Source organism: Uliginosibacterium sp. 31-12, assembly GCF_030548425.1.
Taxonomy (GTDB): Bacteria; Pseudomonadota; Gammaproteobacteria; order Burkholderiales; family Rhodocyclaceae; genus Uliginosibacterium; species Uliginosibacterium aquaticum.
Window position 1 is genome coordinate 98,115 of sequence record NZ_JAUOOA010000006.1, and the last position, 12,914, is coordinate 111,028.

The following is a 12,914-nucleotide window of genomic DNA, read 5'->3' on the forward strand; positions in this document are numbered from 1 at the left end:
GTAGTTGAAGCGGAAAACCGGCCTTGCTTCATCCTATGCAGGAGATGAGGAAAAATTTATCAGGGTTTGCGAATAGGGGTTTCTGCAGGTCTCGGCATAACACTTCCTGGCACGCCGCAAGACGCACATAAAAAAACGGGAAGTCACGCCGTGACTTCCCGTCCCAAATTGAGGAAATCCGAATCGCGGATTTCCCTCCCCCTTCTTGTGACCCCCTCGGTCACCTGCCCCAAGCTCAGCTGAGCTAAGGGCCAAATTCGTCTGACCGGGCAAACCGGGCCCCCCGGGGCCCGGCTGCTCGCTGCTACCAGGAGCAGCTGCCCGTGGCGCGCTCCATATAAGGCATTCTCTGACGGAACGCCCTGTCTCCTCACTCTCCCCGGTGTGCCCTGGCGCCTTGCGGTCGCGGAGCTGACTCCGTGGTGAGAAGAATTCTTACACATCATTGCGACTTATGGGTGTATCAAAATACTTTTTTGGCTTAAAACTTTTTTATCGTCGCGCCGTAACAACACCAATAGAATCAAATAGATAAGGGAAAACCCTTACACCCTAGGGTATAAGCCCCTGTTTCCATTTCAAACACCCTGCGCTTTCTTAGCTGGGCACTTGCCCAGGGGGCTTTCCATCAGCAAAACGGACTCGTGCTCAGGCATCCCGCGCCAGTGTCGCCAGAATGAATTGCCACTCTTCGGGGGCGACTGGCGTGATCGACAAACGACTGGCGGGTTGAAGCAGGCGCATTTTTGCCAGCTCCGCATGACGGCGCAACTCAAGCAGCGGAATCAGTTCAAGCTTGCGCTCAAAACGCATATCAACATTGAGCCAGCGTGGCTGCTCGGGCACGGACTTCGGATCAAAGAAACGACTGGCCGGATCGAATTGGCTGGCATCCGGATAGGCCAGACTCGCCACCTGTGCAATGCCAGCGATCCCGGGCCTAGGGCAGGATGAATGGTAGAAGAAGGCCAGATCGCCAGGGCGCATGGAGTCGCGCATGAAGTTGCGCGCCTGATAGTTGCGTACGCCGTGCCACGCCACCGTCTGTTGCGGCATGGCGGCCAGATCGTCGATGCTGCAATCGTCCGGCTCGCTCTTCATCAACCAGTAGCGCATGCTTCCCTCGGCAAGAAACCTGATTCACGCATTGTGCCGCCAGCCGGTCCAGAGAGGCCAGTCACCCGGCGGCGGCCCGGAAAAATGAAAAGGCGCGAAGCCGGAAGCTTCGCGCCTTTGTTGGGTCCCCCGCATGTGCCGTCGAGCCGTATTCCTGAACCTGGGTTCAGGGGGTCATCTACCCGGCCGCTTCAGGTGCGCCCGGCATAAGGGGCGCTCACAACAGCGGCTTGGTGGGCCGACAACCATGTCGCGTAGACATTGGTTCAAGGAGCTTAAGGCTCAAACGAACACCGCAGGGGAAAACTTGCCGGACCGCCTTTGTTTCGGCCGTCCTTGAATTCTTTATCGGCCAGGATCAGTCACTGCGCTGTGAGGACATATCCTGACTACACAAACCGCTCAGAAAAGCTTCTCCTGTTTCATTGAAGCCTGATCGATCTGGCGGATCATGGCCTCGATTCTACGCTGATAGGAAGGCATGTCCAAGCCTGCCGTGCGCTGAGCCACCACGGCCTCATGCGCAATCATCAGGGCACACATCACGGCAGTGGATTCGCTGCCCGATGAGTTCTTGCCGAGCAGTTGCTGAAGCTTCGCGTTGACCATTTCCACCGCCGCCTGCAGCGTTTCACGCTCATCGGGCTTGACCGATACCTGGTACTCACGGCCCATAATCTGGATCTTCACGGCTTCGCTCATTTTTCATCCTCGACCGGCAGACGTTTGAGCAGCGCTTCAACGCGTTCCGTTGCCACCGCCACCTTCTCGCCGAGGCGTTTGTTTTCGGCTTGCAGAGTGGCCACGCGAGTAGTCAGTTCGCGGTTTTCGAGGTGCAGGCCTTTGTACTCGGCGAGCAGCGTGGCGAGACGGGTTTCGAGACTGGTGAGTTCGGCATCCATCTGCTGATGGTAGTGCTGCGCAGCAAAACCGGTCAACGCAAAGCACCTGCCGTTCGGCTAAAATGCGCGCTGCTTCAGGTGTCCGCCCCATGCCCTTGGTGCGGATTAAACGGGAAGCCGGTGCGCCGTATCCACAGGATATTGCCATTCCGGCACTGCCCCCGCAACGGTAAGCGAGTCAAGACGCAGCAGGCAGCCACTGTGCTTTTGCACGGGAAGGCGTTGTGTCGGAAGAGTTTTCTTCACTCGCGAGTCCGGAGACCGGCCCGAAGCGTATTCGAGGCGCATCGCGGAGGGCGGTGACCGGAACCGCTCCCTCACGTTCCGCGTTTTCTCCTTCCCGACGCCCCGCCCCTGTCTATGATCCGTGCGGGCGGCACGGAAGGAGTCTGTCTTGAATTTCACTCACAAAACCCTGCCGGCGGCCTTGCTGCTGGCCCTCTCCCATCCTGTGCTGGCTCAGGAAACCGAACTCGCGCCAGTGGTGATCACCGCCAACCGCGTGGCGCGCAGCGCCGAGGAAACCCTCACTTCGGTCAGCGTCATCACCCGCAAGGAGATCGAGCAGCAACAGGCCCGCTCGGTGCCGGATCTGCTGCGCGGTCTGCCCGGCGTGCAGTTCGCCAATAACGGCGGCCCCGGCAAGACGACCTCCTTGTTCCTCCGCGGCACCAACTCGGATCACACCCTGGTGTTGATCGATGGCGTGAAAGTCGGCTCGGCCACCAGTGGCGGCACCGCACTGCAAGATCTGCCGATCGAACAAATCGAGCGCATCGAACTCGTACGCGGCCCGCGCGCCAGCCTGTATGGCTCGGAAGCCATCGGCGGCGTAATCCAGATCTTCACCAAAAAGGGCGTGCAACCCACCAGCCTGAGCCTCACTGGCGGTTCGCGCCACAGTTTCGAGGGCTCGGCTGCCGGCGGCTTCGGCTCGCCGGACGCCTGGCTTAACCTCGGCGCATCAGGCCTTACCACGCGCGGCATCAACGTCAAGGATGGCGGCAGCGCACCCGAATCGGATCGTGACGGCTACACACGCAGCACAGTGAATGTGCGCGGCGGCGGCCGCATCGGTGAAAACCTGAGTTACGACGCCCAGGCCCTGCACACCGAGGGTCGCAATGAATATGACGGCAATCCGAACGTTACCGATCTGCAACAGGATCTCTACGCTGGCAATCTGCGCTGGGCGGCCAGTGAGCGCTACACCACGTCCTTCAAGCTGGCTCAGACCCTGGATGCCTCCAAGAATTTCAAGGATGACAAGTTCTCCTCGCGCTTCGACACACGCCGCAGCCAAGCCAGCTGGCAGAACGATTTCACCCTGGCCGAAGGCCACCAGCTGGTCGGCGGCTACGACTACCTGTATGACGAAGCGCTGAGCAGTACCAGCTACGCGCTGGATAGCCGCGTCAATCAGGCCGTGTTCGGGCAGTATCTGGCCGACATCGGCCGTTTCGATCTGCAAGTTGCCGGGCGTCACGACAAGAACGAACAGTATGGCCATCACAATACCGGCAGCCTCGCGCTGGGTTACACCTTCACCCCCGCCCTGCGACTGCGTGCCAGTTATGGCACGGCCTTCAAGGCACCGAGCTTCAATGACCTGTACTACCCGGGTGCCGGCAATCCGGATCTGCAACCCGAGAAATCACGCAGCAGCGAACTTGGTGCTTCCGGCAAGACCGGCGGCTTCAGCTGGGAAGCCAGCCTGTTCCGCACGGAGGTCAGCAACCTGATTGCCTGGGCACCGATCAGCACCGGCTCGGCTATCTGGATCCCGAGCAATGTCTCCAAGGCCCGCATCACCGGGTTGGAGCTGGGCGCCAAGCAGCACTTCGGCAACACCACGCTGGCCGCCAGTGCCACCTTGCAGAATCCGCAGGATCAATCCGGCAGCAGTACCGATGGCAATCTGCTGGTGCGCCGAGCCCGCCAGTTCGGCCGTCTTGACGCAGACCACCAGCTCGGCGCCTGGAGCATCGGCGCCAGCCTGAACGGTGTCGGCTCGCGTTATGACGATGCTGCCAACAAGGTCAAGCTGGGTGGCTATGCCACCACCGATCTGCGTGCCGAATACGCACTCAACAAGGACTGGCGCGCCCAGACCCGCCTCGAGAACGTGTTCGACAAGAACTACCAGACGGCGTATGGCTATAACCAGGCGGGTACCAGTGCCTGGCTGACCCTGCGCTATCAACCCAAGTAAAGTGCTTACCCGCAGCCGGCACCCGCCGGCTGCGCCCGAGGAGAGAACATGAGCGAAGCCGCCCACAACGAACGCGAAGCCCGCCACCTGGCGCGCATGGCCCGCAAGAAAGCCATCATCGACGCGAATATCGCAGCTGCCGATGAAGAGCGCGGCCTGCTGCTGGTCAATACCGGCAACGGCAAGGGCAAGAGCAGTGCAGCCTTCGGCGTACTCGCCCGTGCGCTCGGACACGGCATGAACTGTGCCGTCGTGCAGTTCATCAAGAGCCGCTCGGATACCGGCGAGGAAGCCTTCTTCCGCGAGCATCCGAGCGTCAAATGGCATGTAATGGGCGATGGCTTCACCTGGGACACCCAGAACGATGCGCAGGACAAAGCCACCGCCCGCGCAGCCTGGCAACAGGTCGTGACTTATCTGCGCGACCCGGCAATCGATCTCTTGATCCTCGACGAATTCACCTACACCCTCAAATACGGCTGGCTGCCGCTGGACGAAATCAGCCGCGAACTCATGAGCCGGCCGGACATGCAGCATGTGATCATCACCGGTCGGGCTGCGCCGGAGGGCCTGATCGAGATAGCCGACACCGTCACCACCATGGACCTCACCAAACACGCCTATCACGCCGGCGTGAAGGCCATGCCGGGGGTGGAATGGTGATGAATCCTTACTCGACGGAACACGCTACATGACTTGCCGCGCCTTCCTGATTGCTGCGCCGGCTTCCGGCCAGGGCAAGACCACCGTTACCGCTGCCCTGGCTCGTCAGGCGCGTAGCCGGGGCGAGCGCGTACGGGTGTTCAAGACCGGGCCGGACTTTCTCGACCCGATGATTCACCAGGTCGCCAGCGGCGCGCCCTGTTACCAGCTAGATCTCTTCATGGGTGGCCTTGAGCATTGCCGCGCCCAGCTCGCGCAGGCTGCACAGGAAGCTGACCTGATCCTGGTTGAAGGCGTGATGGGCCTCTTCGATGGCAAGCCCTCCAGCGCCGATCTGGCACGCGCGTTCAATCTGCCGATTGTGGCCGTGATTGACGGCAGCGCCATGGCCCAGACCTTCGGCGCACTGGCCCATGGCCTCGCCAGCTTCCAGCCGGATCTGGAATTTGCCGGCGTGATTGCCAACCGTGTCGGCAGCGAACGCCATGCCGGCATGCTCTTCGAATCACTACCGCCGCACATTCCTGGGCTGGGCTGGCTGCTGCGCGAAGCCTCGATCACCCTGCCGGAACGCCATCTGGGCCTGCTGCCCGCTGCCGAGCTGGCTGATCTGGATGCCAAGCTGGACCACGCCGCCGCTGCGCTGCGTTTCGACCCCTCGCTGCTGCTGGAATGGGACGCGGCAGCGGCATCCGCAAGTGCGACGTCAGTCGCACCTGGCGGACTGAAGCCCGCCCTACAGAACAAGCGCATCGCCATCGCCCGCGACGAAGCCTTCTGCTTCACCTACCCCGCCAATCTCGACACCTTGCGTGCGCTCGGCGCGGAGCTCAGCTTCTTCTCGCCGCTGCATGATGAAGCGCTACCGGACTGCGATGCCGTGTGGCTGCCCGGCGGCTACCCGGAGCTGCACGCGGCGAAAATCGCTGCCAACACCACCATGCAGCTTGCATTACTCGCTCACAGCACGGCCGGCAAACCTCTGCTCGCCGAATGCGGCGGCATGATGAGCCTGTTCGAGACTCTGGTGACCAGCGATGGCGCCATGTACGCCGGCTTCGGCCTGCTCGAAGGCGCCGCGCTGATGCAGAAAAAACTCGCCGCACTGGGCCTGCAAGCCATCGACCTGCCCGAAGGCAGCCTGCGCGGCCACAGCTTCCACTACTCCCGCAGCGAAACACCACTGACGCCGATTGCCACCGGCACGAATCCGAATGGCGGACCGACAACGGAGGCCGTCTATCGCGTCGGCCGCACCACCGCGAGCTACATCCACTTCTACTTTCCCTCCAACCCGGAAGCGGTCGCCGCGCTGTTCACGGCATGAGCGGCGCCCAACGCATCGTTTGTCTGACGGAAGAAACCACCGAGACGCTCTATCTACTCGGCGAGGAGGCCCGTATCGTCGGCATCTCCGGCTACACCGTGCGGCCCGAGCGGGCCCGCAAGGAGAAGCCCAAAGTCTCGGCCTTTACCAGCGCGAAGATCGACAAGATTCTCGCCCTGGAGCCAGATCTGGTCATCGGCTTCTCCGACCTGCAAGCTGACATTGCTTCGCAGCTGATCCGCAGCGGCGTGAACGTGCTGATCACCAATCAGCGCAGCATCGAGGAAATTCTCGCCACGATCTACACCGTGGGCGCGCTGGCTGGCGTGCCGGACAAAGCCGCGGCGTTGGTAGCCGAGTTACGTGCGGGGCTGGATAGGATCGCACAGGAAACCGCCCGCCTGCCGCGCCAGCCACGCGTGTATTTCGAGGAATGGAACGAGCCACTGATCTCCGGCATCCGCTGGGTCGCCGAGCTGATCGTGCTGGCCGGTGGCGAAGAATGCTTCCCGGAGCTCAAGCAGCACAAGTCAGCGAAGCAGCGCATCATTGCCGACCCACTCGAAGTGGTCCGCCGTGCGCCGGATATTCTGATCGCATCCTGGTGTGGCAAGAAATTCCAGCCCGAGCAGGTGCTGGGGCGCCCCGGCTGGAACGCCGTGCCTGCTGTACGCAACGGCCAGCTGCACGAGATCAGATCCTGCGACATCCTGCAGCCCGGCCCGGCTGCGCTCACCGATGGTCTGCACCAGCTCGCCACCATCATCCGGCGCTGGGCGGAGCGCCACGCATGAGCATCAGCCTGTCCATCCTGCTCGGCGTGCTGCTCGACCGCCTCTTCGGCGAAGTGCCGCGCTGGCATCCGCTGGTGGGCTTCGGCAACGCGGCAGCCTGGCTCGAAAAGCGCCTCAACAGTGGCCGCGCGCGCATCCTGCGCGGTGCGCTGGGCTGGGCACTGCTCGTCGCACCCCTCACGCTGGTAGCCGCGTGGCTGAACAAAACCCCGTATGGCTGGATCATGGACGGCATCGCACTCTACTTCGCGCTGGGCGCCCGCGCCCTCACCGAGCATGGCAGCGATGTAGCGCAGGCGCTGCAGCACGGCGACCTGGAAGAAGCACGCCGCCGCACCGGCTATCTGGTCAGCCGCGAAACCGCGCAGATGAACGAAGAGCAGATCGCCCGTGCCACCACCGAATCCCTGCTCGAAAATGGCAACGACGCCATCTTCGGCGCGATCTTCTGGTGCGCCATCGCCGGCGCGTCCGGCGTGATCCTGTTCCGCCTTGCCAATACGCTGGACGCCATGTGGGGCTATCGCAATGCGCGCTTCGAACGCTTCGGCAAAGTGGCCGCGCGTATCGATGATGGGCTCAACCTGATTCCCGCACGCCTCACCGCATTGACTTACGCCCTGCTCGGCCAGACTCGCCGCGCGCTTGCCAGCTGGCGCGCCCAGGCCGGCTCATGGAGCAGCCCTAACGCCGGCCCGGTGATGGCCGCTGGCGCAGGCAGCCTGGGCCTGCAGCTGGGTGGCAGCGCCATCTACGAGGGCATCATCGAAGAGCGCCCAGCGCTCGGCGCGGGCCGGCCTGCCGAGGGGCGCGACATCCCGCGCGCACTGGACCTGATTGCACGCAGCCTATGGCTCTGGATGCTGGTGATAGGCTTGGGGGATGCTCTTGCTCACTTCCTCTAAGCTTACGCATGGCGGCCGCCTGCGCACCGCCGCGCATGAGTTCCGCATTCCGCTGCAACACTGGCTGGATCTCTCCACTGGCATCAACCCACTGGGCTGGCCGGTACCGCCCCTGCCTGCCGAAGTATGGCGCCGCCTGCCGGAGGAGGATGACGGCCTCGCCATGGCCAGCCTCGCCTATTTCGGCGGTCAGCGCGTGCTGCCACTGGCCGGTTCGCAAGCGGCGATCCAGACTCTGCCGCAGCTGTTCACGCCGCGTCGCGTCGGCATCCTTTCGCCCTGCTACGCCGAGCACTTCAAGGCCTGGCATGGCGCCGGGCATCAGGTCGAACTCATCGACTATGCCGATGCCGCGCAGGCCATCGAACGACTCGACGTGCTGCTGCTCACCAACCCGAACAATCCCACCGGCCGCATCGTGCCACCCACCACGCTGCGCGAATGGCATTCACGCCTCGCCGCTCGCGGTGGCCTGCTGGTGGTGGATGAAGCCTTCATCGATGCCACGCCCGAAATCAGCGTGCTGAGCGACACACGTCAGCCAGGGCTGATCGTGTTGCGCTCACTGGGCAAATTCTGGGGCCTCGCCGGCATCCGCTGCGGCTTCATCGCCGCCGAAGATCGCTTGCTGGATGAGCTGGCCGAACGCCTCGGCCCGTGGACCGTCAGCGGCCCGGCGCGCTGGGTAGCCCAACGCGCGCTGGCCGACCCCGCCTGGCATGCCGAGCAATCAGCACAACTCGCTGCCGCCAGCGCACGCCTCGCCGCCCTGCTGAGTGCGCACGGCCTGCACAGCCCCTCAGGTTGCGCGCTGTTCCGCTGGGTACCCACGCCGCTGGCCGGCGAACTCTTCACTGCCTTCGCCCGAGGCGCCGTACTGGTTCGCGCCTTCGATGGTGGTCTGCGTTTCGGCCTGCCAGGGGATGAAACGCAGTGGCAGAAGCTTGAAACCGTACTCAATGAGGTCATGCCATGAGCGTGTCCAGCCGCGGAGCCGTATTCTTCGATCTGGACGAAACGCTCGTCGATCGTCAGGCCGGCTTGCGTCAATTTGCAGCGCAGCTCTGGCAAGAGGGCCTGGTGCGAAAACTCGGCATGACTGAGTTCATCGAACACTTCATCCTGATCGATGACAATGGCCGCGCCCCTGGCCCGGAGCGCTTCACATCCCTCTGCGCCGAACATCTCCCGGGCATCAGCCCGCAAGACCTGATCACCCGCATCCGCAGTGAAGCCTGGCGTGCACCCCAGCTCTTCCCGGACGCCGTCCAGACACTCGATACACTGGCCGCACGCGGCTTCCGCGTCGGCATCGTCAGCAACGGATCCTCGATCAGCCAGCGCGCCAAGCTTCACAACACTGCGCTACGCCCGTGGAACGATGTCGCCGTGATTTCCGGCGAACTCGGCTGCAAGAAACCCGACGCGCAGATCTACCAGCATGCCATGGCAATGCTGGGCGTCAGCGCCACTGAAAGCTGGTTCATCGGCGACTGCCCGGTCAACGATGTGCTCGGCCCGGCAGCGCTCGGCATGAAGCCGATCTGGATCGAACGGCATGTCAGTTGGGCGCCGCAGCACGCCCCGGCCTACGTCGCACGCGTCACTCGACTCACCGAGGTGCTCGATGTCATCCAGTAAGCCCACAGCCCACAGCCTGATGGTGCAAGGCTGCACCTCGGACGCCGGCAAGAGCACCGTGGTCGCCGCGATCTGCCGCTGGCTCGTACGCAAAGGCGTACGCGTCGCACCCTTCAAGCCGCAGAACATGGCGCTCAATTCTGCCGTCACGGCGGATGGCGGCGAGATCGGCCGCGCCCAGGCCGCCCAAGCCATGGCCTGCCGCATTGCGCCGACCACCGACATGAACCCGGTGTTGCTCAAGCCGAATACCGATGTCGGCGCGCAGGTGATCATTCAGGGCCATGCCATTGGCAACATGGATGCACTGGATTACCACGCCTACAAAGCCACCGCGCAAGCTGCCGTACTCGACTCCTTTGCCCGCCTGTGCAGCCAGTACAAGGCGGTGATCGTAGAAGGCGCCGGCTCGCCCGCCGAGATCAATCTGCGCGCGAATGACATCGCCAACATGGGCTTCGCCGAGGCGGTGGATTGCCCGGTGATTATCGTGGCGGATATCGACCGTGGCGGCGTGTTCGCGCATCTGGTCGGCACCCTCGATCTGCTCTCCACAACCGAGCAAGCTCGCGTGAAGGGCTTCGTGATCAACCGCTTCCGGGGCGACATCGCCCTGCTGCAGAGTGGTCTGGACTGGCTGGAAGAGCGCACCGGCAAGCCCGTGCTCGGCGTGCTGCCCTATCTGCACGGCCTGCAGCTGGAAGCCGAAGACGCGATTGCGCGCGATGTCGTCGCTCCGACTGGCGCAGGTCAGCGCCTGCGCGTGATTGTGCCGGTTACGCCGCGTATCTCGAACCACACCGATTTCGACGCTCTACGCCTGCACCCGCAAATCGACTTCCGCTTCATTGGCCCGGATGAAACCATCCCGTCCGCCGATCTGATTGTCCTGCCCGGCTCCAAGGCCGTACGTGCGGACCTCGAATTCCTGCGCGCACAGGGTTGGGACACGGCGATTGCCAAACACCTGCGCTACGGCGGCAAAGTGATCGGCATCTGTGGCGGCTTTCAGATGCTTGGCACCGAGATCACCGACCCGGAAGGTCTGGAAGGCTTGCCGGGCGTAGCTTCCGGACTGGGCTATCTGGAAATGCGCACCACGCTTGCACCGCAGAAGCAGCTACGCAATGTGCAAGGCTCGCTGAGCCTTGGCAATGAGCCGGTGCGCGGCTACGAAATCCACGCCGGTGTCACGGCCGGCCCGGCACTTGAACGCCCAGCCTGCCGTGTAGCCCGGATGGAGGCCGAAGGCCGGAATCCGGAATCGGACGCAGGAGAAACCCCTGATTCCGCTGCGTGGCATCCAGGCTACATACCGGACGGCGCCATCTCGGATGACAATCAGATTCTCGGCACTTACCTGCACGGCCTCTTCGATTCGCCCTCCGCCTGCGATGCACTCCTCGCCTGGGCGGGCCTGAGTGAAGCGAAGTCGCCGGACATTGCGGCACTGCGTGATGCAAGCATCGAACGGCTAGCAGACACGATTGAGGAATTCATGGACACAGACAAGCTGATGGCGCTTCTGGAGCGCCGCGCATGACCCTCAAGCCGCCACCGCTGACCCTCGCCCTGCTGCTCGCCACCGTAGGCGTGCCGGCCGCGCTGCTGCTGGGCTTGCTCTCGGGCTCCTCCGGCTGGGGCTGGCCAAGCGAGGAGATCTTGTGGCTGATCCGCGTGCCGCGTGTACTCGCCGCCTTTGGCACCGGTGCGGCCCTCGCCTTGGCCGGTGCGTTGATTCAGCTGGTGACGCGCAATCCGCTCGGCGACCCGCATGTGCTGGGCGTGACCAGCGGCGCTTCGGTCGGCGCGCTGCTGATGCTGCTGCTCGCCCCGGCGGGCATGCTGCTGGCGCCGGAAATCGGCGCGGTGCTCGGCGCGCTCGGCGCCATGACACTGGTCTTCGCGCTGGCCTGGCGCAGCATGGGTCGCGGCCTCGCCCCCAGCGCCCAGCCCGGCACGGTGATCGTACTGCTGGTGGGCGTGATGATCGGCGCGGCCTGCGGCGCAATGGTGTCTTTCATGCTCTCGATGGCGAATGACTTCCAGCTGCGCAACATCGTGTTCTGGCTGCTCGGCGATCTGAATGGCGCCGCGCTGTGGTGGCCGGTATGGGCTGCGGTGGGCATTGCCCTGCTGCTGGCCTGGCCGCGCGCGCAGGAGCTGGACTGGATCGCGCGCGGCGATGCCTGGGCGTGGACGCTGGGCGTGCCGGTCGCCAAGCGCCGCCGCACCGCCATCTTCGCAGCTTGCCTCGCCACCGGCGCGGCGGTCGCCACGGCGGGCAGCATTGGCTTCGTCGGGCTGGTTGCGCCGCACATCGTGCGCCTCACCGGCCTGCGCCATGCCAAGGTCCTGCTGCCTTTCTCAGCCTTGTTCGGCGGCGTGTTTCTGGTGCTCGCCGACACCGTGGCACGCACCGTGATCGCCCCGGCCCAGCTGCCGGTGGGCGTAATCTCGGCCAGCGTGGGCGTGCCGCTGTTCCTGATGCTGCTCTTGCGGAGGCGTGCATGAGTCTGCGTTTGGAAAAACTACGCCTCAATGCCGGCGGCAAGCCGGATGGCCGCGTGCTGATCGGCGACCTTTCCCTGTCGATGAACCCGGGTGAGCGCTGGGTACTGCTGGGGCCGAACGGAGCAGGCAAGTCCACCCTGCTCGTTGCGCTGGCCGGGCTGCTGCCACCCAATGCTGGCAGCATCCTCTTGCAGGGCAAGCCGCTGGCCGACTGGCCGGGTGAGGCGCTGGCGAAACAACGCGCCTGGTGCCCGCAGTTCTGGCTCGATCCCTTCCCGGTGAGTGCCTGGGAAACCGTGGCCTGTGCGCTCTTCGCGCTGCAACCCGAGCAATCCGCCAGTGCGGTGGAAAGCAGGGCACGCCACTGGCTCACCGAGTTCGACGTCAGCCATCTGGCCGATACCGATGTGCGCATGCTCTCCGGCGGAGAGCGTCAGCGTGTGGCGCTGGCTACCGCCTGCGCGCAGGGCGCGCCGCTGCTGCTGCTGGATGAGCCCAGCTCGCATCTGGACTGGTCGCACCAAGCCCTGCTGCAGGCGCGCCTCAAGACCTGGGCCGCAGAGGGCGGCATGGTGCTAGCCGCTGTGCATGATCTGAATCTGGCCTGGACACTCGCCACCCACGCCCTGCTGCTCGATGGTAAGGGCGGTGCGGTGCATGGGCGGCGCGAGGACGTGCTGACCACCGAACAATTGAGCGCCGCCTACGGTGTGCCGGTGAGTCTGCGCGAAGAAAATGATGCGCGCTGGTTCCGCGTCGACCTGGAAAATTCCGTATGAATATTTTGAAGCGCGTGCAGGTTCTCTTAGGGTGGGTTAGCGGCTTTTTGCGTAACCCACC

General features: G+C 63.8%; 13 protein-coding genes, 1 other RNA gene and 1 riboswitch. Of the genes, 10 read left to right on the forward strand and 4 right to left on the reverse strand.

Going from position 1 to position 12,914, the window contains the following annotated elements; genetic code table 11:
• Positions 1-648: 648 nt before the first annotated feature.
• From Q3Y64_RS12555 to Q3Y64_RS12570, 4 genes are all read right to left on the reverse strand, one after another.
• The gene (locus Q3Y64_RS12555; RefSeq protein ID WP_303562327.1) at positions 649-1,116 is read right to left on the reverse strand and encodes an EVE domain-containing protein; all 468 of its coding nucleotides are present in this window, start codon (positions 1,114-1,116) and stop codon (positions 649-651) included.
• 122 nt (positions 1,117-1,238) lie between these two features.
• A non-coding RNA gene (ssrS, locus tag Q3Y64_RS12560) (6S RNA) lies at positions 1,239-1,421 on the reverse strand.
• A gap of 97 nt (positions 1,422-1,518) precedes the next feature.
• Positions 1,519-1,818 (reverse strand): cell division protein ZapA, encoded by a 300-nt coding sequence (locus tag Q3Y64_RS12565; protein WP_101940901.1) that lies wholly within the window; start codon positions 1,816-1,818, stop codon positions 1,519-1,521.
• The gene (locus Q3Y64_RS12570) at positions 1,815-2,054 is read right to left on the reverse strand and encodes a hypothetical protein (RefSeq protein WP_216821635.1); all 240 of its coding nucleotides are present in this window, start codon (positions 2,052-2,054) and stop codon (positions 1,815-1,817) included. The genes Q3Y64_RS12565 and Q3Y64_RS12570 overlap by 4 nt, the downstream gene beginning before the upstream one ends.
• 23 nt (positions 2,055-2,077) lie before the next feature.
• Positions 2,078-2,303: riboswitch (cobalamin riboswitch) on the forward strand.
• A gap of 109 nt (positions 2,304-2,412) precedes the next feature.
• Between Q3Y64_RS12570 and btuB the strand changes: the two genes are divergently transcribed.
• Genes btuB through Q3Y64_RS12620 form a run of 10 tightly spaced genes read left to right on the forward strand, consistent with a single transcriptional unit; the run spans position 2,413 to position 12,853 of the window.
• Complete coding sequence (btuB, locus tag Q3Y64_RS12575) at positions 2,413-4,230, forward strand: TonB-dependent vitamin B12 receptor (RefSeq protein WP_101940900.1); 1,818 nt, start codon at positions 2,413-2,415, stop codon at positions 4,228-4,230.
• A gap of 48 nt (positions 4,231-4,278) precedes the next feature.
• Positions 4,279-4,893, forward strand: coding sequence for a cob(I)yrinic acid a,c-diamide adenosyltransferase (gene cobO / locus Q3Y64_RS12580; RefSeq protein ID WP_101940899.1), 615 nt, complete (start codon positions 4,279-4,281; stop codon positions 4,891-4,893).
• 28 nt (positions 4,894-4,921) lie between these two features.
• On the forward strand, positions 4,922-6,220 hold the full coding sequence (locus Q3Y64_RS12585) for a cobyrinate a,c-diamide synthase (RefSeq protein ID WP_303562328.1): 1,299 nt from the start codon (positions 4,922-4,924) through the stop codon (positions 6,218-6,220).
• Positions 6,217-7,014, forward strand: coding sequence for a cobalamin-binding protein (locus Q3Y64_RS12590; RefSeq protein WP_101940897.1), 798 nt, complete (start codon positions 6,217-6,219; stop codon positions 7,012-7,014). Before Q3Y64_RS12585 ends, Q3Y64_RS12590 begins: the two co-directional genes overlap by 4 nt.
• Positions 7,011-7,919: an adenosylcobinamide-phosphate synthase CbiB gene (gene cbiB / locus Q3Y64_RS12595; RefSeq protein ID WP_303562329.1), complete on the forward strand. Its 909-nt coding sequence runs from the start codon at positions 7,011-7,013 to the stop codon at positions 7,917-7,919. The genes Q3Y64_RS12590 and cbiB overlap by 4 nt, the downstream gene beginning before the upstream one ends.
• Positions 7,903-8,895: a threonine-phosphate decarboxylase CobD gene (cobD, locus tag Q3Y64_RS12600; RefSeq protein ID WP_303562331.1), complete on the forward strand. Its 993-nt coding sequence runs from the start codon at positions 7,903-7,905 to the stop codon at positions 8,893-8,895. Before cbiB ends, cobD begins: the two co-directional genes overlap by 17 nt.
• A complete protein-coding gene (locus tag Q3Y64_RS12605) occupies positions 8,892-9,560 on the forward strand; it encodes an HAD family hydrolase (protein ID WP_303562333.1) in 669 nt (222 codons plus the stop codon). Before cobD ends, Q3Y64_RS12605 begins: the two co-directional genes overlap by 4 nt.
• Complete coding sequence (locus Q3Y64_RS12610) at positions 9,547-11,103, forward strand: cobyric acid synthase (protein WP_303562335.1); 1,557 nt, start codon at positions 9,547-9,549, stop codon at positions 11,101-11,103. The genes Q3Y64_RS12605 and Q3Y64_RS12610 overlap by 14 nt, the downstream gene beginning before the upstream one ends.
• Positions 11,100-12,074, forward strand: a complete 975-nt coding sequence (locus Q3Y64_RS12615; protein WP_303562337.1) for an iron ABC transporter permease — start codon at positions 11,100-11,102, stop codon at positions 12,072-12,074. Before Q3Y64_RS12610 ends, Q3Y64_RS12615 begins: the two co-directional genes overlap by 4 nt.
• Positions 12,071-12,853: an ABC transporter ATP-binding protein gene (locus Q3Y64_RS12620; RefSeq protein ID WP_303562339.1), complete on the forward strand. Its 783-nt coding sequence runs from the start codon at positions 12,071-12,073 to the stop codon at positions 12,851-12,853. The genes Q3Y64_RS12615 and Q3Y64_RS12620 overlap by 4 nt, the downstream gene beginning before the upstream one ends.
• Positions 12,854-12,914: the final 61 nt, after the last annotated feature.

Coding starts and splice junctions, on each gene's coding strand:
- Q3Y64_RS12555 (WP_303562327.1), bottom strand. CDS start 1,116: ATGCGCTACTGGTTGATGAAGAGCGAGCCGGACGATTGCAGCATCGAC.
- Q3Y64_RS12565 (WP_101940901.1), bottom strand. CDS start 1,818: ATGAGCGAAGCCGTGAAGATCCAGATTATGGGCCGTGAGTACCAGGTA.
- cobO (WP_101940899.1), top strand. CDS start 4,279: ATGAGCGAAGCCGCCCACAACGAACGCGAAGCCCGCCACCTGGCGCGC.
- Q3Y64_RS12585 (WP_303562328.1), top strand. CDS start 4,922: ATGACTTGCCGCGCCTTCCTGATTGCTGCGCCGGCTTCCGGCCAGGGC.
- Q3Y64_RS12590 (WP_101940897.1), top strand. CDS start 6,217: ATGAGCGGCGCCCAACGCATCGTTTGTCTGACGGAAGAAACCACCGAG.
- cbiB (WP_303562329.1), top strand. CDS start 7,011: ATGAGCATCAGCCTGTCCATCCTGCTCGGCGTGCTGCTCGACCGCCTC.
- Q3Y64_RS12605 (WP_303562333.1), top strand. CDS start 8,892: ATGAGCGTGTCCAGCCGCGGAGCCGTATTCTTCGATCTGGACGAAACG.
- Q3Y64_RS12610 (WP_303562335.1), top strand. CDS start 9,547: ATGTCATCCAGTAAGCCCACAGCCCACAGCCTGATGGTGCAAGGCTGC.
- Q3Y64_RS12615 (WP_303562337.1), top strand. CDS start 11,100: ATGACCCTCAAGCCGCCACCGCTGACCCTCGCCCTGCTGCTCGCCACC.
- Q3Y64_RS12620 (WP_303562339.1), top strand. CDS start 12,071: ATGAGTCTGCGTTTGGAAAAACTACGCCTCAATGCCGGCGGCAAGCCG.